This is a genomic window from Streptacidiphilus albus JL83, assembly GCF_000744705.1.
Classification (GTDB): Bacteria; Actinomycetota; Actinomycetes; order Streptomycetales; family Streptomycetaceae; genus Streptacidiphilus; species Streptacidiphilus albus.
This window is the reverse complement of the sequence record NZ_JQML01000001.1, coordinates 5,675,195-5,695,324: the sequence shown is the minus strand read 5'-3', so window position 1 is coordinate 5,695,324 and position 20,130 is coordinate 5,675,195. Positions and strand designations below refer to the sequence as shown.

Sequence of the window (20,130 nt, the reverse complement as noted above, 5' to 3'; positions counted from 1 at the left end):
GCTCTACCCTCGTCCCATGGGGAAGCTACTGTCAGTGAACGTCGGCCGCGCCCGCCCGACCGAGCACAGCGACATCGGCGCGACCGCGATCGACAAGCGTTCGGTCGAGCACCGGGTGACGGTCGCCGCCCCGGGCCCGCGCGGCACCGAGGGCAGCAGCGGCAGCGGCATCGTCGGCGACCGGGTCTGCGACCACCGCCACCACGGCGGGGACGACCAGGCGGTCTACGCCTACAGCCGCGAGGAGCTGGACCTCTGGGAGCGGGAGCTCGGCCGGGAGCTGCCCAACGGCGTCTTCGGCGAGAACCTGACCACGCTGGGGCTGCCGACCACCGACGCGCTGATCGGCGAGCGCTGGCTGATCGGCCCGGAGGTGGTGCTGGAGGTCTGCGCCACCCGGATCCCCTGCCGGACCTTCGCCGGCTGGCTGGAGGAGCAGGGCTGGATGAAGCGGTTCACCCAGCGGGCGCTCCCCGGCGCCTACCTACGGGTGATCACTCCCGGCGAGATCCGGGCCGGCGACGAGCTGACCGTGCTGTCGCGCCCCGCGCACGCGGTGACCAGCGGCGTGGTCTTCCGGGCGCTGACGCTGGAGCCCGACCTGCTGCCGCTGCTGCTGGACGTCGAGGCGCTCGGCCCGCACCAGCGGAAGCACGCGGAGCGCCGGGTGCGCTGACCGGCCGGGCCGCCCCGCGCCGGCGGCGTCCGGACCCGCGGCACGCCGGAGGCCCGGCCCCGCAGCGTGACGCTGGCGGGACCGGGCCTCCGGACTACTGACCGTACGGTGCGTCAGTGGGAGTGGCCGTGGCCACCGTGGGAGTGACCCGCGGAGGGCTCCTCCTCGGCCGGCTTCTCGACGACCAGGGTCTCCGTGGTGAGCAGCAGCGACGCGATGGACGCGGCGTTCTGCAGCGCGGAGCGGGTGACCTTGACCGGGTCGATGACGCCGGCCTTGATCAGGTCGCCGTACTCGCCGGTCGCGGCGTTGTAGCCCTGGCCCTCTTCGAGCTCCGCCACCTTGGTGGTGATGACGTAGCCCTCAAGGCCCGCGTTCTGGGCGATCCAGCGCAGCGGCTCGACCAGCGCGCGGCGGACGACCGCGACACCGACGGCCTCGTCGCCGGACAGGCCGAGGCCGCCGTCGAGCACCTTCTGGGCGTGGACGAGGGAGGCGCCGCCACCGGCGACGATGCCCTCCTCGACCGCCGCGCGGGTCGCCGAGATGGCGTCCTCAAGACGGTGCTTCTTCTCCTTGAGCTCGACCTCGGTGGCAGCGCCGACCTTGATCACGCAGACCCCGCCGGCCAGCTTGGCCAGGCGCTCCTGCAGCTTCTCGCGGTCCCAGTCCGAGTCGGTGTTCTCGATCTCGGCCTTGATCTGCGCGACGCGGCCCGCGACCTCGGACGCCTCACCGGCGCCGTCGACGACGGTGGTGTTGTCCTTGGAGACGGTGACGCGGCGGGCGGAGCCGAGCGACTCCAGACCGGCCTGGTCGAGCTTGAGGCCGACCTCCTCGGCGATGACGGTGGCACCGGTGAGGGTGGCCAGGTCGCCGAGCATGGCCTTGCGGCGGTCGCCGAAGCCGGGGGCCTTCACCGCGACGGCGTTGAAGGTGCCGCGGATCTTGTTCACCACGAGGGTGGACAGCGCCTCGCCGTCGACGTCCTCGGCGATGATCAGCAGCGGCTTGCTGGAGCCGCCCTGGAGGATCTTCTCCAGCAGCGGGAGCAGGTCCTGGATCGAGGAGATCTTGCCCTGGTGGATGAGGATGTACGGGTCCTCCAGGACCGCCTCCATCCGCTCCTGGTCGGTGACCATGTAGGGCGACAGGTAACCCTTGTCGAACTGCATGCCCTCGGTGAACTCGAGCTCCAGGCCGAAGGTGTTCGACTCCTCGACGGTGATGACACCGTCCTTGCCGACCTTGTCCATCGCCTCGGCGATCAGCTCGCCGACCTCGGTGTCCTGGGCGGACAGCGCGGCCACGGCGGCGATGTCCTCCTTGCCGTCGATCTCGCGGGCGACCGAGAGCAGGTGGTCGGACACGGCCTTGACGGCGGCGTCGATGCCCTTCTTCAGCCCGGAGGGGCCGGCGCCGGCGGCGACGTTGCGCAGACCCTCGTTGACGAGCGCCTGGGCCAGGACGGTCGCGGTGGTGGTGCCGTCACCCGCGATGTCGTTGGTCTTGGTGGCGACCTCCTTGACGAGCTGCGCGCCAAGGTTCTCGTACGGGTCGTCGAGCTCGACCTCACGGGCGATGGTGACACCGTCGTTGGTGATGGTCGGAGCGCCGAACTTCTTGTCGATGACGACGTTGCGGCCCTTGGGGCCGATCGTCACCTTCACGGTGTCGGCCAGCTTGTTGACGCCACGCTCGAGCGAGCGGCGGGCGTCCTCGTCGAACTTCAGGATCTTCGCCATGCTTAGGGTTTCCCTCTCAAACAACCATGCCCGGGCACCCGGTCTCACTCAGTGATGACTGGGGCCCGGGCGGGTCACGACTCTGCGGTCAGCGTCGCAGCTGCAGACAGCTGGGTCCTACTTCTCGACGATCGCGAGGACGTCGCGAGCCGAGAGGACGAGGTACTCCTCGCCGTTGTACTTGACCTCGGTGCCGCCGTACTTGCTGTAGAGCACGATGTCGCCGACGGCGACGTCGAGCGGCAGGCGCTGGCCGTCCTCGAAGCGACCCGGGCCCACGGCCAGGACAACGCCCTCCTGGGGCTTCTCCTTGGCGGTGTCCGGAATGACCAGGCCAGAGGCCGTGGTCTTCTCGGCTTCGAGCGGCTGGACCACAATGCGGTCCTCGAGCGGCTTGATGGCAACCTTGGAGCTGGTGGTCGTCACGTTCCGACCTCCCCCTTCGGAGATCACGGGGTGATTCATGTCTTGGGTCGCGAAGATTGGTATGGCGCAGCCGTCGTCGCGGTGCCGGAAACGCCTCTTCGCGGGTTAGCGCTCTCCAGTGGAGAGTGCCAACGACGACACTAGGCCGCGCTTAGCACTCAGTCAACCAGAGTGCCAACGAGTCGCTTACGCGATGATGAACGGTGTGGAGATCGAATCGTTCCGGGCCCTGCTGACCGACGAGGGCCAGGCGCTGCTGGCCGAGCTGCGCGACCATGCGCCCGGGGAGGAGCTGGCGGTGGCGACCAGGCTGCGCCGCGACCACCCGGCCGAGCTGGTGTCCGCCGCGATCGCGCAGGCGCGGCTGCGGCAGCGGGCGGTGGCCAAGTTCGGCGCGGCCGACGCGGCGCGGATGTACTTCACCCCAGACGGGGTCGAGCAGGCGACCCGCACCAGCGTCGCCGAGTGGCGGGCACGGCGCTTCGCCGCGCTCGGCGTGCGGCGGCTGGCGGACCTCTGCTCCGGCGTCGGCGGCGACGCCATCGCCCTGGCCAGGGCCGGGATCTCGGTCCTCGCTGTCGACCGCTCCCCGCTGACCTGCGCCGTCGCCGAGGCCAACGCCGCGGCACTGGGCCTGGACGGGCTGATCGAGCAGCGCTGCGCGGACGTCGCCGAGATCGACCCGGCCGGCTTCGACGCGGTCTTCGTGGACCCGGCCCGGCGGGGCGGCCGGGGCCGGATCTTCGACCCCGAGGCCTACTCGCCGCCGCTCAGCTGGGCCGTCGGCGCGGCCCGGCAGAGCGCGTACGCGGCGTTGAAGGTGGCGCCCGGGATTCCGCACGAGGCCGTGCCGGAGGGCGCGGAGGCCGAGTGGGTCTCCGACGGCGGCGACGTCAAGGAGGCCGTGCTCTGGTTCGGCACCGGGGCAGAACAACCCCATCGAGCGACCCTGCTGCCCGGCGGTGACAGCCTCACCGGCGGCCGGCTCCCCGACCCCGAGCCGGGACCGGTCCGCCGCTACCTCTACGAACCGGACGGCGCGGTGATCCGCGCCCACCTGGTCGCCGAGGTCGCCGAACAGCTCGACGCCACGCTGATCGACCCCAGCATCGCCTACCTCACCACCGACACCCTGCGCCCCAGCGCGTACGCCACGGCGTACGAGATCACCGACACCCTCCCCTTCGGCCTGAAGAAGCTCAAGGCCCTGCTCCGCGAGCGCGGCGTGGGCACCGTCGTGATCAAGAAGCGCGGCTCGGCGATCGAACCCGAGGAGCTCCGCCGCAAACTCAAACCCGAAGGAGTGAACTCCTGCACGGTGATCCTCACCCGGGTGGCGGGCGCCCCGATGATGCTGCTGGGGCAGCCCGCCCGGGCGTAGCCTGGCAGGAGCATCCCAGGGAGGACAGCGAAATGACCGCCGACCCCGTGACCGAGCCCATGCCTCGTGACCCCATCGATCTGCTGATCGCGCTGGAGGAAGCCGCCGGCTATCCGATCCGGCCCGAGTACATCGAGGGGACGGTCATCATTCCTCCGCAGCCTGACGACAACCACAACTCCGGGGCAGTCAAGCTGGTCGTCCAGCTGCACATGGCGGGGTGGACACTCGCTGGGATGGGCAACGGCTACACCACCCAGTCCGAGCTGCCTCATGGCCAGGCGCTGGTGATCCCGGATTTCTATGTCCAGCACCGCGAACCGACCGACTTGGACGAGGCGTTCCGCAAGACTCACAAGGGCTGGTACCCCATCAATCTGCTGGCCCTGGTGGGTGAGATCACCTCCAGCAATCGAGAGACCGACATCGAGCCCAAGTACCGCACGTACGCCACTGCGGCGGTGCCCGTATACGTCATCGTCGACCGACGGGACGGCATGGTCCACGTGCACAGCGAACCCGATCCGGACACGAGGCGCTACCGCATTCACAGCAGCGCCCCGTTGGGCGGCAAGCTGCCGCTGCCCGCCCCGTACCCGGTCCTCGACACCGCGCCGCTGGTCCGGGCGGGAGGCTAGACCGCTCGCTCGCGGGCGGCCCCGATCCCCGGCGGTGGGTCAGCCGGCCAGCCAGGCGCGGTAGTCGGTGGTGGCCAGCGGGGTGCCGGGGCGGGCGGTGATCGCGGCGCCGGGGACGTGCGCGAAGGGGCCGGCCGTGGGGTCGGTGACCACCGTGCGCCGGTCCCCGCAGGCGGCGAGGGTGATCCGGCCGAGCTCGTCCAGCGGGAAGACCTCGGGCCCGGCGACGTCCAGGATCCCGCCCAGCGGGGCGCCGAGGGCGACCTCCGCCAGCGCCCGGGCGACGTCGGCGGCGGCGACCGGCTGGATCGGGGTGGCCGGCAGCCGGACGGTGTCCGCGTCGGCGGTCCAGCTCATGATCTCCTCGACGAACTCGAAGAACTGGGTCGCGCGGACGATGGAGTACCCGACCGGACCGGCCTTGACCAGGCCCTCCTGGAGCACCTTGGCCCGGTAGTAGCCGAGGTCGGGGACCAGGTCCACGCCGACGATGGACAGCAGCACGACCTGGCCGACACCGCCCCGCCCGGCGGCGGCGAGGAGGTTGCCGGTCGCGGTCGAGAAGAAGGCGGCGGAGCTGTCGTCGCTGGTGGGCGACTGGCTGACGTCGATGACGGCGTCGGCCCCGGCCACCGCTTCGGCCAGTCCCGCGCCGGTGAGCAGGTCCACGCCGGTGGACCTGGCGTGCGGCAGGGCCTCGTGCCCGGCCGCACGCAGGTGCTCCACCACCCGCGCCCCGATCCGCCCGGTCCCACCGATCACCGAGAACTTCATGACAGACCCCTCCCGAAAACTCGGACAACTTATGTCCGAGACAATACCCGGACAACCTTTGCCCGCGATACCGGGATGTCGCCCGGGGTGCGGGATAGGCTGGCGCGGTGAAGATGTCGGGCGGGGTGGAGTGGGCGCTGCACTGCTGCGTCGTGCTCACCACCAGCAGCACACCGGTGCCGGCGGCCCGGCTGGCCGAACTGCACGACGTCTCCGCCAGCTATCTCGCCAAGCAGCTCCAGGCCCTGTCCCGAGCCGGTCTGATCCACTCGACCCAGGGGAAGTCCGGCGGCTACACGCTGACCCGCGACCCCGGGGCGGTCAGCATGCTCGACGTCGTCGAGGCCGTCGACGGCCCCGGTCCCGCGTTCAGCTGCACCGAGATCCGGCAGCGCGGCCCGCTGGCCGCGCCCCCCTCGGTCTGCGCCACACCCTGCGCCATCGCCCGGGCGATGGCCGCCGCCGAGGACGCCCGGCGGCAGGTCCTCGCCGCGGTCACCATCGCCGACCTGACCCGGCAGGTCGGCGCCGACCACGGGCCCCGGGTGATGAACGGCATCCGCGACTGGCTGACCGCGACCGGCGGTTGAGCCCGGTCGGCGGTTGAGCCCGGTCGCGGGCTACGGCTGCTGGATGTAGTCGTCCAGGCGGGCCACGCTGAAGCCCTGCTCCTCGATCCGCTTGACCATGTTGGCGAACATCTTGGTCATCGACTCGCCCTTGAGCTCGGACGGGCCCCGGAAGTGGGCCAGGATGATGTCGCCGTCCTGGAGCTTGCGGTCCGCGGTCTGGTACTCCAGGCCGGTGATCTCCATGGTCTCGGTCCAGTAGACGATGGCGCGCGGACCGCAGGCCTGGACCGCCTCGTTGAGGCTGGACGAGTACGCGCCCGCGCCGTACGGGGGGCGGAACAGGAACGGGGCGGTGCCGTACTGGGTGGTCAGGATCTTCTGGTCGCCGCAGACCTCGTTCTGCTGCTGCGCCTCGGAGATGGTGTTCATCGCCGGGTGGTGCAGGGTGTGGTTCTGGATGCTGTTGCCCAGCGCCTGCAGTGGCTTGAAGTACCCGTAGTCGTCCTTGATCGTGTCGTTCATCAGGAACATCGTGATCGGGATCTTCAGGTCCTGCATCATCTGGATGAACTTCGGGTCCTTCTCCGCACCGTCGTCCACGGTGATGAAGACGACCTTCTGGTCGGTCGGGACCTGCTTGATCACCGGGACCTTGCCGGTCCGGGTCAGCTTGATCGGACGGTCGACCGGGGGCGCCGGGGCGGGGACGAGCGGCTTGAGGCCCCACTTCGCCCAGAGCGCGGTGTTCGCCGCCACCGAGTCCTGCGAGTCCGAGCCGGTGGTGGCCCCGGAGCTCGCCGTGGCCGCGTCGCCCGGCGCCGCCGGGGACGGGAGCGGCACCGGCGGCGCGGCGCTGCTGCAGGCGGCGGCCAGGGCCGTGAGGGCAAGCGCCCCCGCCGTCGTTACGAGGGTCCTGCTGTACCGCTTCACTGCCCTGTGCTCCCGACGTCCGGTGGTGTCGGAAAAGACGCTACCGACTCCCAGCCGGTTCCCAGAAAACGCCCAGCCGTATCGAACTGGCGTTCCCAGCATCCGAGTTACTCGGACAGTCGGTGCAGTTCGTCGTGCGACGCCGGCGTGGCGCGGCCAGGGACGTGGGTCTCGGTGACCGGCAGCGAGGAGTCCGCCGACAGGTCGAAGGAGGAGGGCGTCCGGTTGCGCCGGACCATCTCCGCGCCCAGCGCGGCCACCATCGCGCCGTTGTCGGTGCAGAGCTTCATCCGGGGGACCCGCAGCACGATCCCGGCCCGGTCGCAGCGCTCCTGCGCCATGGCCCGCAGCCGGGAGTTGGCGGCGACCCCGCCGCCGATCATCAGATGGTCGACGCCCTGGTCCTGGCAGGCCCGGACCGCCTTGCGGGTCAGCACATCGGTGACCGCCTCCTGGAAGGACGCCGAGACGTCCCGCACCGGGACCTCCTCGCCCGCCCGGCGCTTGGCCTCGACCCAGCGGGCGACGGCGGTCTTCAGCCCGGAGAAGGAGAAGTCGTAGGCAGCGTCGCGCGGCCCGCTGAGCCCGCGCGGGAAGGCGATCGCCTTCGGGTCGCCCTCGGCGGCGTAGCGGTCGATCACCGGACCGCCGGGGAAGCCGAGACCGAGCACCCGGGCCACCTTGTCGAAGGCCTCCCCCGCCGCGTCGTCGATGGTCGCGCCCAGCGAGCGGACGTCGCTGGTGATGTCGGTGGTCAGCAGCAGCGAGGAGTGCCCGCCGGAGACCAGCAGCGCCATCGTCGGCTCGGGCAGCCGACCGTGCTCCAGCTGGTCCACGCAGATGTGCGAGGCCAGGTGGTTCACCCCGTACAGCGGTTTGTCCAGCGCGTAGGCGTAGGCCTTGGCGGCGGAGACGCCGACCAGCAGCGCGCCCGCGAGGCCCGGTCCGGCCGTCACCGCGATCCCGTCGAGGTCGCTCGCCTTGATCCCCGCCTCGTCCAGCGCCCGCTGGACGGTGGGCACCATCGACTCCAGGTGCGCCCGGCTGGCGATCTCCGGGACGACGCCGCCGAAGCGCCCGTGCTCCTCGACGCTGGTGGCGACGGCGTCGGCGAGCAGGGTGGTGCCCCGGACGATACCGACGCCGGTCTCGTCGCAGGAGGTCTCGATGCCGAGGACCAGCGGTTCGTCAGCCATGGCGGGTCATGCTCCTACGTTCGTCTGTGTGGTGGGGCGGGTCGGGCAGCCGGGACAGGGCGTCGGCGGGCCGCTCCAGCCGCATCACCAGGGCGTCGACCCCGGAGGGCTGGTAGTAGTGCCGGCGGATGCCGATCGGCTCGAAGCCGAAGCGCTCGTAGAGCCGCTGGGCGCGGGCGTTGTCGACCCGGACCTCCAGCAGCAGGGACTCGCAGCCGGCCGCGGCGGACTGCCGCACCAGCCCGGTGAGCAGCCGGGTGCCCAGGCCGTCGCCCCAGTGCTCCTCGGCCACGGCGATGGTCTGCACGTCGCCCTCGCCGGCGATGGCCATCAGCCCGGCGTAGCCGACGATCCGGCCGTCCCCGGCCTCGGCGACGGTGTACCAGCGGGTGGCCCCGGGGTGCCGGGCGTCGGCCAGTTCGGACCAGAACATCCCGGCCGACCAGGCGTCCTCGGGGAACAGCTCGTTCTCCAGCGCGAGCACCGGTTCGATGTCCCACCAGCGCATCTCCCGCAGCACGATCATGCGGGCAGCACCGTCTTGTAGTTCTTCGGCACCTCGGCGTCCGGTCGGCGCAGGTAGAGCGGGACCGGCGCCAACAGCTCGCGGCCGGCCGCCAGCTCCTCGGCGGCGAAGACGGCCAGGGCGCCGGCCGACTGGTGCTCCGGCATGCCCTCCGCCGGGGCGGCGAAGACCTCGGGGTACAGCAGCGCGCCCGCGCCCACCGCAGGCAGTCCGGCGACCCGCTCGGCGATCTCGGCCGGGCGGTCGACGTCGGGACCGCCGGTGCGGCGTCCCTCGGCGTCGTAGGCGGCCCAGTAGACCTCCTTGCGGCGGGCGTCGGTCGCCGCCACGAACGGGCCGGCCTGACCCGCCTCCCGGGCGGCACGGGCGAGGCCGTCGAGGGTGCACACCCCGTACACCGGAATGCCGAGGGCGTGGCCGAGCGCGGCGGCGGTGGCCAGGCCGACCCGCAGCCCGGTGTACGGGCCCGGTCCGGTGCCGACGACGATCGCGCCCAGCTGCTCCTTGGGCACGTCGGCGGCGCGCAGCACCTCGTCGATGGCCGGCAGCAGCAGTTCGCCGTGGCGCCGGGCGTCGGTCCGGTCACGCTGGGCGAGGGTGAGCCGCCGCTCCGTGTCGTGGACGGCGGCGGTGACGGCGGGGGTGGCGGTGTCGAACGCGAGGAGCAGCACCCAATCAGGTTAGAGCGTCCCGGAGACCGTGCGGCCCGCATCCGAGCGCCGCAGCGAACCTGGCAGGATGGGGAGGCCCTGCTTTGAGGGGTCCATGCGTTCGAGTGTTCGCCAGGCCCAGGAGGACTTGTGCCGAAGATCGGCTCCAGCAGCACCGTCGTCACCGGCCTGACGGCCGCGGCTCTCGCCGTCGTCACGCTGCTGGCGCTGCAGGCGCGGAGTTCCGCCACCACGACCACGGCGGCGGACGGCGGGAAGACCGGGACGAAGCCGGGCTCCACCGCGCCGTCCACGCCCGGCAAGGGCGACGGCGGCGGCACGGCCAAGGCGGACCCGGTCCCGGCCGACTCGGGCTCGGGCAAGCGGGTGGTGTACTCGCTGGGCGAGCGGCGGGTCTGGCTGGTGGACGGCTCCGGCAAGGTGCAGACGAGCTTCCCGGTGCAGCCGAGCGCGGTCAGCCCCAGCCCGGGCGCCTACACCGTGTACAGCACCATCGCTGGTCCGATCACCGGCTCGGACGGGACCCAGATCGAGAACATCGTGCTGTTCACCGGCCATCCCGTGGTCATCGGCTTCAGCGCGGCGGTGGACGGCAGCATGGCCTCGCCGCCGCCGGACAAGCACACCGGCGGCATCCGCGAGTCGGTCGCGGACAGCAAGGCCGTCTTCGCCTTCGCCCCCGAGAAGACCAAGGTGGTCGTGGTCGGCTGACCCGCGGCTACGCGGCGGCCGGGGGGCGCAGCGGGAGCGGGTCCTCCTCGGGCTGCACCGGCAGCTGGGCCGGGGCCTGCTCCGCGGCCGACCGGACCGGCAGCGCCTCGGCCGGCGGGGGCGGGGGCGTGCCCACGGCCCTGGCAGCGGGCGAGGCGGCCAGCAGTGCGCCCAGACCGACGGCGGTGCCGGCGTGCGCGCGGCGGGGGGTCGTGCCGGACATGTCGCCTCCCGGAGTGTCATGCCGACGTCTTACCTACGCCCCCATCTTCCCGACACTGCGTCGGAATAACAACTACGGATCAGACCGCCGCGCCGCGCGGCACGCCCCAGTCGGCCTCGGCGGCCAGGTCCACGCCCGCCCAGCGCGCGCCCAGACCGGTCAGCACGACCGTGCGTGGGTCCTCCTCGTCCTCGCCGGGGTCGGCGGCGGCGGCGGCCGGTTCGCCGCCCAGGGCGCGCTCGATCCGGACCTCCAGCCGGGAGTCGGACAGCTCCTCGACCTTGCCCTCGCCCCATTCCACGACCACCACCGACTCCGGCAGCGACACGTCCAGGTCCAGGTCCTCCATCTGGTCCAGGCCGCCGCCGAGGCGGTAGGCGTCGACGTGGACCAGGGCCGGGCCGCCGACCAGCGAGGGGTGGACCCGGGCGATGACGAAGGTGGGCGAGGTGACCGCGCCGCGCACGCCCAGGCCCTCGCCCAGGCCCCGGGTGAGGGTGGTCTTGCCCGCGCCCAGCTCGCCGGAGAGCAGCACCAGGTCGCCGGGGCGCAGCAGGGTCGCCAGGGTGCGGCCGAGCTGCTGCATGGCGGCGGGGTCGGGAACGGTGATCCGCATGGGGGTCCTCTCGGAGGCGGGGGTCGGGCGGGCGGGAGTCACGGCTGCGCCTCGTCGTCCGGGCCGCCGTCCGGGCTTCCGTCCGAAGCGCCGGGGGCGGCGGTCCGCTCGGCCAGTTCCCTGACCGACTGCGGCAGCGGCGCGCCGGAGCGCTGCGCGGCGCGCTCCAGCAGCAGCGCCAGCTCGTGGTCGACCAGCTCCGGGCACTCCAGCATGACCAGGTGCCCGGCGCCGCGGACGATCAGCAGCTCGGCGTCCGGCAGCTCGGCGGCGATGGCCTCGCTGTGCTCGGGCGGCGTGAGCAGGTCCCTGGTGCCGACCAGGACCAGCACCGGGAGGTCCCGGAGGACGGCCAGCGCGGCGGTCTTCTCGTGCCGGTCGAAGGCCGGGAAGAACTCGGCGACCACGTCGATCGGGGTGGCCTCCAGCATCCGCTGGGCGAAGCGCTCGACGGCCGGGTCGACGTCGGCCGCGCCGAAGGAGTACTTCCGGTAGAGCGCGGAGGTCAGCTCGCTGCCCATCCGCCGGGTGAACTCGACCAGGTCCGCCTGGCGGCCGAGGGCCTTGAGCACGCCCGGGGCGACCCGGTGCAGCATCTTCGCGCCGTAGGAGGGCAGGCCGAGGCTGTTGCCGCTCCAGTTCCCGGCCGTGGTGCCGATCAGCGCGACCGCCGCGACCCGTTCCCGGAACAGCTCGGGGTACTGGTCGGCGAGGGCCATCACGGTCATCCCGCCCATCGAGTGGCCGACCAGCACCAGCGGGCCGACCGGCGCGACCGCGTCGATGACGGCCTTGAGGTCGCCGCCCAGCTCGTCGATGCCGGCCGGTTCCCCGGCCAGGTAGCTGCGGCTGCGCTCGGAGCGGCCGTGGCTGCGCTGGTCCCAGAAGACCAGCCGCAGGCCGTCCTGGAAGGCGGCCCGCTGGAAGTGCCAGCTGTCCTGGTTGAGGCAGTAGCCGTGGCAGAAGACCACCGTCAGCGGCGGGGTGGCGGTGCGGCCGAGCAGGCTGCCCAGGGCGCCGGACATCCCCAGGGCGTTGGAGAGGCCGCCCGCGGCCTCGATCCGGGCGGGCAGTTCGACCGGATCGACCGGGGCGGCGGCGCGGAGCCGGCCCAGCCAGCCCCTGCGCGGCTCGGCCGCGGCGGCCGCGGCGGCGGGTGTCGCCGACCCGGCGACCGCCGGGCCGGCGAGCGGTGCGTCCGGCGCGGCGGCCGGGGCGGGACGGTCGAAGAACGGGGTCCCGGCCCAGCCGGTGCCGTCCAGTTCCAGGTAGAGCTCGGTGCCGTCGGGCGCGGCCACCGTCAGCGGACGGCCGCGCAGCGAGCCGAAGGGCGCGGCGGCGTCGATCTCGGCCCGGGCCCGGCGGCGCATGTCCCGGCCGACGGTCAGCCGCTCCACCGCGACGCCCGCCGCCGCACCGGCCGCGACCACGCCCAGCGAGAGCCCGACCAGCCCGGCCCGGCGCCAGCGGCCCTCGGCCATGTCGCTGACGACCTCGCCGGCCGCCGCGGTGACCGCCCTGACCTGCTGCACCGCCTCGGCGGCGACCGACCGGCCCTCGTCCGCGCTCATCCGTCGCCACCCCCCTCGACCGGGTCGGCGGCGCTGCCGCCGACGTACCGCCGGGGCACCCGGGCGCCGATCCTGGTGATGATCTCGTAGGAGATGGTGCCGCAGGCGCGGGCCCAGTCCTCGGCCGTGGGCTCGCCCCGGTCGCCGGGGCCGAAGAGGACGACGGTGTCGCCGACCTCGGCCCGGTCGCCGCCCAGGTCGACCACGAACTGGTCCATCGCCACCCGCCCGGCGACGGTCCGCCACTTGCCGCCGATCAGGACCGGTCCGGTGGAGCTGGCGTGCCGGGGGACGCCGTCGGCGTAGCCGAGCGGGACCAGCGCGAGCGTGGTGTCGGTCGGGGTGGTGTAGCTGTGACCGTAGCTGACGCCGTGTCCGGCCGGGACCTGCTTCACACTGGCGAGCTGCGCCTGGAGGGTCATCACCGGGCGCAGCCCGTAGTCGTCCGGTCCGCCGACCTCGGGGACCGGGGACAGGCCGTACTGGGCGAGGCCGGTCCGGACCAGGTCGAAGTGGGACTCCGGCAGCAGCAGGGTGGCCGGGGAGTTGGCGAGGTGCCGGACCTCGGGCCGCAGCCCGGCGGCCTCGGCCACGGCCAGGGCCTCGCGGAAGCGGGTCAGCTGGGCCGGGACGGAGGGGTGGCCGGGCTCGTCGGCGCAGGCGAAGTGGGACCACAGGCCGGTGACCGCGACCAGGCCCTCGGCCTCGGCGGCGCGGGCCGCCGCCACCAGCTCGGGCCAGTCGTGCGGCTGGGCGCCGTTGCGGCCCAGGCCGGTGTCGGCCTTGAGGTGGATCCTGGCCGAGCGGCCGGTGGCCCGGACCGCCGCCAGCACCCGGTCGAGTGCCCAGCCGCCGCTGACCGAGATGTCGATCCCGGCCTCGACGGTCCGTTCCCAGGGCGCGTCCGGGGTCCACAGCCAGCACAGCACCCGGGCCTGTTCGGCGGTGATCCCGGCGGCGCGCAGGGCCAGCGCCTCGTCCGGGGTCGCGGTGCCGAGCCAGGTCGCGCCTGCCTCCAGGGCCGCGCGGGCACACGGGACCATGCCGTGGCCATAGGCGTCGGCCTTGACCACGGACATGACGTCGGCCGGTCCGGTACGGGCACGGAGAGCACGGATGTTCCCCCGCAGCGCCGCCAGGTCGACCACAGCTTCGGCACGCATCGCAGATTCCATTGCCGATCAGTGTCCCAGACCACGCCGCCGGGAGGACAACCTCCCGGTCGGCGTGGAGCGGGACGGGGTGCCGGAGGCCGATCCGGTCAGGTGCCGGGCTTGCGCCCGAAGATCTCGACCGGGTCGCCCGTCCTGAGGATTCCCCAGAGGGTGCGGGCGTCCCAGGTGTTCATGTTGACGCAGCCGTGGGAGCCGGGCGGGGCCGACATGGACTCGCCGTTCAGGCCGTGGAAGGCCTCGCCGCCGGAGAAGAACTGGCTGTAGGGCATGGCCACGTCGTAGAGCGAGGACCACTGGTCCGCGTTCCGGAGGTAGACGTGCCACAGGCCGTCCCGGGTGACGTACCCGGCCCGGCCGGTGCGGACGTGCACCGGGCCGAAGATCACCCGGCTGCCGACCTGGACCCACATCAGCTGCCGGGTGAGGTCCACGCAGGCGATCCTGCCCATGGTGGTGGGGCACTTCCCGGCCGCGTCGGGGCCCTTGGCGGTGGCGAGTTGAGCCGCGTGCTGGACGGCGACGGCGGTCGGGGCGGCGGAGGCGGCGGCGGTGGAGGCGCCGGCCGGGGCCCTGGCTGCCGCGCCGACCGAGGCCCCGGCGGTCACCGAGGGCTCCACCCCGGCGGCGGCGGAGGCACCGGCGAGGGCGGTGGCCGCCCCGGTGCCGGAACCGGCCGTGACGGCGGCGCCGTCGTTCGACCGGGTGCGCGCCGCGGCCCGGGCTCCGGTGCCCGAGTGCGCCGAGGCCTCGGCGCAGCCGGTGCCGAGCAGCACTACGGCGGCGGCCAACGCCGCCACCCTCCGCGCACCGACCGCGCACCGACCGGCCGCCCCCGACGGCAGTCCGTTCAACGTCACGTCACCCTCTCCTTCTCCAACGGAATCTGTGAGCAGCCTCACATTGGATACTGACCTGCCTGAGGGTCCATCAGGTCGCGGCGCGCGCAGGGCCCTGCTCGGCGACCCCGCGCCAGGCCGCCGGCAGCGCGGCGGCCACTTCGGTGGCGGTGACCGGTGACCGCTCCCCCGCCGAGGCGATCCTTCCCGCCAGGCCGTGCAGATACGCCGCGACGCTGCCGGCGTCCAGCGGCGACAGCCCGCTCGCCAGCAGCGCGCCGGCCAACCCGGAGAGGACGTCGCCGGAGCCCGCGGTCGCCAGCCACGGCGTGCCGGTGGGGTTGACCCGGACCGGGGCGGCCGGGTCGGGGCCGGCGACCACCGTGGTGGAGCCCTTGAGCAGCACCGTGCAGCCGTAGAGCGCGGCGATCCGCCGGGCGTGCTCCAGCCGGGCCGCCTCCACCTGCTCCCGGGTCGCGGTCACCCCGGCCCCGGCGAGCAGGGCCACCGCCTCCCCGGCGTGCGGGGTGAGCAGCAGGTCGACCCCGCGCAGCGCCGGGCTGCCGTGCAGCCGGGCCAGCAGCCGCAGCCCGTCGGCGTCCACCAGCGCCGGTACGCCCGCCGCCAGCGCCTCGGCCAGGGTGCGCTCGGCCTGCTCGCCGTCGGCCAGCCCCGGGCCGACCACCCAGGACTGGACCCGGCCCGCCTGCTTCGGTCCCCCGGTGCCCACCAGCGCCTCCGGATGGGCCCGGACCACCTCGCGGGCGGCGGTGCCGGTGTAGCGCACCGCGCCCGCGCCGCCGTGCAGCGCGGAGCCGACGGCGAGCACCGCCGCGCCCGGGTAGCGCTCCGACCCGGCGGCGATGCCGACGACGCCGCGCCGGTACTTGTCGCTCTCGGCCGAGGGGCGCGGCAGCAGCGCGGCGACCTCGGCGTGCTGCAGCGCCTCGACCGCCGGGGCGGGCGGGTCGATGCCGATCCCGACCAGCCGGACCACACCCGCGTACTGGGCACCCGGGTCGACCAGCAGGCCCGGCTTGTGGGTGCCGAAGGTGACGGTGACCGTGGCCGGCAGCACCTCGCCGACCACCTCGCCGGTGTCCGCGTCCACGCCGCTGGGCAGGTCCACCGCGACCACCCGTGCCCCCGCCCGGCGCGCCGCCCGGACGTAGGGCAGCGCCTCGGGGCGCAGCCCGCCGCGCCCGCCGATGCCGACGATCCCGTCGAGGACCAGGTCGGCCTCGGCGACCGCGCGCTCCCCCTGCTGTTGGCCGTCGGTCACCAGGCCGCCGGCGTCCAGCAGCGCCCGCAGCCCGGCGCGGTGCGCCCGCTCCGGTGCGAGCAGCACGGCGCGCACCCGGGCGCCGCGCGCCGCCAGCCGCGCCCCGGCGAACAGCGCGTCGCCGCCGTTGTCGCCGCTGCCGGCCAGCACCGCCACCCGGCTGCCGTACACCCCGCCGCGGCGACCGGTCCGGCGCCCCGGGGGAACACCGTCGGCCAGCAGTTCGGCGCAGGTCGCGGCCAGTCCGGCGGCCGCCCGCTGCATCAGCGTCCCCTCGGGCAGCCGCGCCAGCAGCGCGCCCTCCGCCGCCCGTACCTGCTCCACCGTGTGCGCGTACCGCATCCGTGACCAGCCCCTTCCCGCTGCACGATTCCCGCCGGCCCTGCGGGATCACCCCTCGGCGATCACCACCGCCGACGCTACGCCCGCGTCGTGGCTGAGCGAGAGGTGCCACGAGCGGACGCCCAGCGCCGCCGCCCGCGCCGCGACCGTGCCGCGCACCTCCAGCACCGGCCGGCCCGAGGCCTCGGTGCACACCTCGGCGTCCGTCCAGGACAGGCCGCCCGGTGCGCCCAGCGCCTTGGCCAGTGCCTCCTTGGCCGCGAACCGGGCGGCCAGCGAGGCCGGGCCGCGCCGCTCCCCGCCGGGCAGCAGCAGCTCGCGCTCGGTGAACAGCCGCTGCGCCAGGCTGGGGGTGCGCAGCAGCGAGGCCTCGAACCGGTCGATCGCCGCCACGTCGATGCCGACCCCGATGATCATCTGACCCTCCCTCGACGCTGGTGTCCGACCTCATCGTGCCGCACCGGGCGGACCGCCGGTGAAACGCCGGCCCCGACCGGGGCCGGACCCTGGAGAATGGTCCGTGTGCGCATACGACTGCTGGGCCCACTGGCCGCCGACGACGCCGACGGCAGGGCCGTCGACCTCGCCGGCACCCGGCTGCGCGTACTGCTGGCCGCCCTCGCGCTGGAGGCCGGACGTCCCGTCTCCGCCGCCCGGCTGACCGGGCTGCTCTGGCCCGAGGAACAGCCGGCCAACCCGGTCAACGCCCTCCAGGCCCTGGTCTCCCGGCTCCGCGCCGCCCTCGGCCGGGAGCTGGTGGCCGCGTCCGCGGGCGGCTACCGGCTGGCGCTGGACCCGGCCGAGGTCGACCTGCACCGCTTCGAGCAGCTGCTCTCCGAGAGCGGGCCGAAGGCCGACCCGGAGGCCGGACCGGCGGCCGAGCGGTTGGCCGCCGCGTTGGCGCTGTGGCGCGGCCCCGCCTTCGCGGACGTCCCCGACCCCGGCTTCACCGAGGCCGCCGCCCGGCTGGAGGCACTGCGCGAGCACGCCCGTGAGGAGCTGCTGGAGCTCCGCCTGGCACGCGGCGAGGCCGCCGCCGTGCTGCCGGAGCTGCAGGCGCTCAGCGCCGGATCGCCGCTGCGGGACCGGCCCCGGGCCCTGCTGATGCAGGCCCTGCACCGGAGCGGGCGCGACGCCGAGGCCCTCGCCGTGTACGAGGAGGGCCGCACGCTGCTGGCCGAGGCCCTGGGCGCCGACCCCTCGCCGCTGCTGCGGCAGGCCCATCTGGCCGTGCTGACCGGGCCGCCGCACGGGCCGGAGCGGCATCCGGTGCCCGGAGCCGCCGACCGGGCCGCGCGCCCGGTGCGGGACGGGCTGCCGGCCCAGCTCACCAGCTTCCTCGGCCGCGAGGCGGACCTCGCCGCCGTCCGCACCGCGCTGGCGGACTCGCGGCTGGTCACGCTGACCGGACCCGGCGGCGCCGGAAAGACCACGCTCGCTCTGGAGAGCGCCGCCCGCAGCGAGTCGGTGCAGGTCAGCCTGGTCGAACTGGCCTCGGTGACCAGTCCGGCCGACGTGCCGACAGCCGTGCTGACCGCCCTCAAGCTGCGCGAGCCCGCCGCCTCCCAGCGGCCGACGGCGCTGCCGCACCCGGCCGCCGAGGCCACCGAACGGATCGTCACCGCGCTCGGCAACCGCCCGCTGCTACTGGTCCTGGACAACTGCGAGCACCTGGTCCAGGCGGCGGCGACGCTGGCCGCCCGGCTGCTGGCCGGCTGCCCGGGGCTGCGGATCCTGGCCACCAGCCGCGAGCCGCTCGGCATCACCGGCGAGCAGCTGCATCCGGTGCCCCCGCTCGGGCTGCCGCCCGACCCCCAGCACGACGCCTCGCTCACGCTCGACCGGGCGCTGGAGTTCCCCGCCGTCCGGCTGTTCGCCGTCCGGGGCGCCGCCGTGCGTCCCGGCTACCGGCCGGACGGACCGGAGCTGCCGGCCGTGCTCCGGATCTGCCGGACCCTGGACGGCCAGCCGCTGGCCATCGAGCTGGCCGCCGCCCGGCTGCGGACGCTGTCCGCCGAGCAGATCGACCGAAGGCTGAGCCGCCGGTTCCAGCTGCTCACCGGCGGCAGCCGGACCGCGCTGCCCCGGCACCGGACCCTGCGCGCGGTGGTCGACTGGAGCTGGGAGCTGCTGGAGAAGCCGGAGCGGACGCTGCTGGCCGGCATGTCGGTGTTCGCCGGCGGGGCCGCGCTGGAGGGCGTCGAGCAGGTCTGCGCGACCCCGGAGCTGCCCACCGACGACGTCCTGGACGTGCTCTCCTCGCTGGTCGACAAGTCGCTGGTGGTCCGGACCCCGGGCGGCCGCTACCGGCTGCTGGAGACCATCCGGGTGTACGCGGCCGAGCGGCTGGAGGCGGCCGGAGCGACGGCGGCGGCCAGGGACGCCCACGCCGGGTACTTCCTCGCCCTCGCCGAGGAGGGCGAGCCGAACCTCTACACCGGCGCGCAGACGGTCTGGTTCGCCCGCTTCCTGGCCGAGCACGACAACCTCCTCGCGGCGCTGCGTCACGCCGTCGACTCCGGCGCGGCCGCCACCGCGCTGCGGATGGTGGCGGCCCTGGGCTGGTACCTGTGGCGGCGCGGCGGGCAGGGCGAGCACCTGGAGGTGGTCAACCGGGCGCTGGCACTGCCCGGCGAGGACGTCCCGGAGGTCGCCCGCGCGGTCGCCCACGGGATCACCGCCCTCTACACCCTGGACACCACCTGGGACGTGCCGGGCGCGCTGACCCTGCTCCGGGCCGGCATCGCCCACCGGGACCGGCTGGACGACCCGTTCGCCCACCCGGTCCTGCCGATGCTGGACATCATGGAGTCGATGTTCCATCCGTGGGGGCAGACCGTCGAGGACCAGGCACTGCGCCTCTTCGACGCCCCCGACCCCTTCGTCCGCGCCGCCGCCCGGCTGTTCATGGGCTTCGCCCTGCAGAACCGCGGGGTGGCCGACGTCGCCGAGGGCCACCTCCACGACGCGCTCGACCGGTTCCGGGAGATCGGCGACCTGTGGGGGCAGGCCTTCTGCTCGGCCGGGCTGGCCGACTACGCGCAGTGGCGCGGCGAGATCGACCAGGCCGTCGCCCTCTGGGAACAGGCCATCTCGCTGGAGCAGCAGCTCGGGCTGAGCCGCGAGAGCGGCGACTACCGGGCTCGCATGATCCACACCGTGGGCCTGCGCCAGGGCTACACCCCGTTCACCGCCCAGGCCCTGCGCCAGGCCGCCGACGACGCCCTGCGGGAGGACTCCTGGGTGATGGTGATCGCCACCCACACCGCCCTCGCCAACGCCTACCGCCACCTCGGCACCCCGGAGCTGGGACGCCCGCTGCTGGGCACGGCGGTCCGCCGCGCCCTGCCCACGGCCGGGGGCGCCCCGCAGATCAAAGCCCTGTTCGCCGGCACCAGCGGCTATCTGGAGGCCGCCGCCGGGAACCTCGCGGCCGCCACCGAGCACCACCAGGCGGCGCTGCGGGCGGCCACCGAGGTCCACGACGGACCGATCATCGCCGACTGCCTCCAGGGCTGGGCCGACCTGCTGCTCCGCCGGGGCGAGCCGCTGCGCGCGGCCGAACTGCTGGGCGCCGCGCACCTCCAGCGCGGGATGCGGGACCGGTCCTCGCCCGATGTGGACCGGACCGCCGCCGGGGCCGAGGCGGCGCTGGGTCCGGCGGCCTTCGCCGAGGCCTACGAGCGCGGCCGGTCCACCCCGCGCGAGGTGACCCTCGCCTCGCTCGGCGTGACCGCGGACACCTCGCCGATGTACCCCTCCTGAACCGCCGTCAGCCGTCGGCGCCCCCGGTTCGTCCGCCACTGTTCACCGGGGCGCCGGGGCCCGGCTGAGACGAA

The 20,130-nt window shown here is 74.3% G+C and carries 20 protein-coding genes; 6 read left to right on the top strand and 14 right to left on the bottom strand.

Annotated features, from left to right (window positions below; genetic code table 11):
• Positions 1–16: 16 nt before the first annotated feature.
• On the top strand, positions 17–676 hold the full coding sequence (locus BS75_RS24990) for an MOSC domain-containing protein (RefSeq protein WP_034089849.1): 660 nt from the start codon (positions 17–19) through the stop codon (positions 674–676).
• A gap of 113 nt (positions 677–789) precedes the next feature.
• Here BS75_RS24990 and groL read toward each other — a convergent pair whose 3' ends face one another.
• Together groL and groES are read right to left on the bottom strand one after the other, a co-directional pair.
• Positions 790–2,421, bottom strand: a complete 1,632-nt coding sequence (gene groL / locus BS75_RS24985; protein ID WP_034089848.1) for a chaperonin GroEL — start codon at positions 2,419–2,421, stop codon at positions 790–792.
• A 117-nt stretch (positions 2,422–2,538) separates the two neighbouring features.
• Positions 2,539–2,847 (bottom strand): co-chaperone GroES, encoded by a 309-nt coding sequence (gene groES, locus BS75_RS24980; RefSeq protein WP_034089847.1) that lies wholly within the window; start codon positions 2,845–2,847, stop codon positions 2,539–2,541.
• Positions 2,848–3,052: 205 nt separating this feature from the next.
• On the opposite strand from groES, the gene BS75_RS24975 reads away from it, so the two are divergent.
• On the top strand, positions 3,053–4,228 hold the full coding sequence (locus tag BS75_RS24975; RefSeq protein ID WP_034093721.1) for a THUMP-like domain-containing protein: 1,176 nt from the start codon (positions 3,053–3,055) through the stop codon (positions 4,226–4,228).
• Between the two features lie 32 nt (positions 4,229–4,260).
• Positions 4,261–4,866 carry a Uma2 family endonuclease gene (locus BS75_RS24970; protein ID WP_034089846.1) on the top strand — a complete coding sequence of 202 codons (606 nt, stop codon included), beginning with the start codon at positions 4,261–4,263 and terminating at the stop codon, positions 4,864–4,866.
• A 39-nt stretch (positions 4,867–4,905) separates the two neighbouring features.
• On the opposite strand, the gene BS75_RS24965 is transcribed toward BS75_RS24970, so the two are convergent.
• A complete protein-coding gene (locus tag BS75_RS24965; RefSeq protein WP_034089845.1) occupies positions 4,906–5,640 on the bottom strand; it encodes an SDR family oxidoreductase in 735 nt (244 codons plus the stop codon).
• A 113-nt stretch (positions 5,641–5,753) separates the two neighbouring features.
• Here BS75_RS24965 and BS75_RS24960 point away from each other — a divergent pair, with 113 nt between their 5' ends.
• The gene (locus BS75_RS24960; RefSeq protein WP_034093720.1) at positions 5,754–6,230 is read left to right on the top strand and encodes an RrF2 family transcriptional regulator; all 477 of its coding nucleotides are present in this window, start codon (positions 5,754–5,756) and stop codon (positions 6,228–6,230) included.
• A 30-nt stretch (positions 6,231–6,260) separates the two neighbouring features.
• Here the strand turns inward: BS75_RS24960 and BS75_RS24955 are convergent, their stop codons facing one another.
• The 4 genes from BS75_RS24955 to tsaB form a co-directional block, all read right to left on the bottom strand.
• Positions 6,261–7,142, bottom strand: a complete 882-nt coding sequence (locus BS75_RS24955) for a polysaccharide deacetylase family protein (RefSeq protein WP_034089844.1) — start codon at positions 7,140–7,142, stop codon at positions 6,261–6,263.
• A gap of 107 nt (positions 7,143–7,249) precedes the next feature.
• On the bottom strand, positions 7,250–8,338 hold the full coding sequence (gene tsaD, locus BS75_RS24950) for a tRNA (adenosine(37)-N6)-threonylcarbamoyltransferase complex transferase subunit TsaD (protein WP_034089843.1): 1,089 nt from the start codon (positions 8,336–8,338) through the stop codon (positions 7,250–7,252).
• Positions 8,331–8,864, bottom strand: coding sequence for a ribosomal protein S18-alanine N-acetyltransferase (gene rimI / locus BS75_RS24945; protein ID WP_042437254.1), 534 nt, complete (start codon positions 8,862–8,864; stop codon positions 8,331–8,333). The genes tsaD and rimI overlap by 8 nt, the downstream gene beginning before the upstream one ends.
• On the bottom strand, positions 8,861–9,535 hold the full coding sequence (gene tsaB / locus BS75_RS24940) for a tRNA (adenosine(37)-N6)-threonylcarbamoyltransferase complex dimerization subunit type 1 TsaB (protein WP_034089842.1): 675 nt from the start codon (positions 9,533–9,535) through the stop codon (positions 8,861–8,863). The genes rimI and tsaB overlap by 4 nt, the downstream gene beginning before the upstream one ends.
• Positions 9,536–9,664: 129 nt before the next feature.
• Between tsaB and BS75_RS24935 the strand changes: the two genes are divergently transcribed.
• A complete protein-coding gene (locus BS75_RS24935) occupies positions 9,665–10,246 on the top strand; it encodes a hypothetical protein (RefSeq protein WP_034089841.1) in 582 nt (193 codons plus the stop codon).
• Between the two features lie 7 nt (positions 10,247–10,253).
• Here BS75_RS24935 and BS75_RS24930 read toward each other — a convergent pair whose 3' ends face one another.
• From BS75_RS24930 to BS75_RS24900, 7 genes are all read right to left on the bottom strand, one after another.
• On the bottom strand, positions 10,254–10,469 hold the full coding sequence (locus BS75_RS24930; RefSeq protein WP_034089840.1) for a hypothetical protein: 216 nt from the start codon (positions 10,467–10,469) through the stop codon (positions 10,254–10,256).
• 79 nt (positions 10,470–10,548) lie between these two features.
• Complete coding sequence (gene tsaE / locus BS75_RS24925; RefSeq protein WP_042437253.1) at positions 10,549–11,085, bottom strand: tRNA (adenosine(37)-N6)-threonylcarbamoyltransferase complex ATPase subunit type 1 TsaE; 537 nt, start codon at positions 11,083–11,085, stop codon at positions 10,549–10,551.
• Between the two features lie 38 nt (positions 11,086–11,123).
• Positions 11,124–12,566 carry an alpha/beta fold hydrolase gene (locus tag BS75_RS24920; protein ID WP_052070697.1) on the bottom strand — a complete coding sequence of 481 codons (1,443 nt, stop codon included), beginning with the start codon at positions 12,564–12,566 and terminating at the stop codon, positions 11,124–11,126.
• An 86-nt stretch (positions 12,567–12,652) separates the two neighbouring features.
• The gene (gene alr, locus BS75_RS24915; protein WP_081982559.1) at positions 12,653–13,819 is read right to left on the bottom strand and encodes an alanine racemase; all 1,167 of its coding nucleotides are present in this window, start codon (positions 13,817–13,819) and stop codon (positions 12,653–12,655) included.
• Between the two features lie 98 nt (positions 13,820–13,917).
• Entirely contained in the window at positions 13,918–14,688 is a 771-nt protein-coding gene (locus tag BS75_RS50585) for a L,D-transpeptidase (protein WP_231607886.1), read from the bottom strand.
• 70 nt (positions 14,689–14,758) lie between these two features.
• On the bottom strand, positions 14,759–16,291 hold the full coding sequence (locus BS75_RS24905) for a bifunctional ADP-dependent NAD(P)H-hydrate dehydratase/NAD(P)H-hydrate epimerase (protein ID WP_034089837.1): 1,533 nt from the start codon (positions 16,289–16,291) through the stop codon (positions 14,759–14,761).
• A 48-nt stretch (positions 16,292–16,339) separates the two neighbouring features.
• Positions 16,340–16,708, bottom strand: a complete 369-nt coding sequence (locus BS75_RS24900; RefSeq protein WP_034089836.1) for a holo-ACP synthase — start codon at positions 16,706–16,708, stop codon at positions 16,340–16,342.
• 105 nt (positions 16,709–16,813) lie between these two features.
• Between BS75_RS24900 and BS75_RS24895 the strand changes: the two genes are divergently transcribed.
• Positions 16,814–20,056 (top strand): AfsR/SARP family transcriptional regulator, encoded by a 3,243-nt coding sequence (locus BS75_RS24895; protein ID WP_042437283.1) that lies wholly within the window; start codon positions 16,814–16,816, stop codon positions 20,054–20,056.
• Positions 20,057–20,130 lie beyond the last annotated feature (74 nt).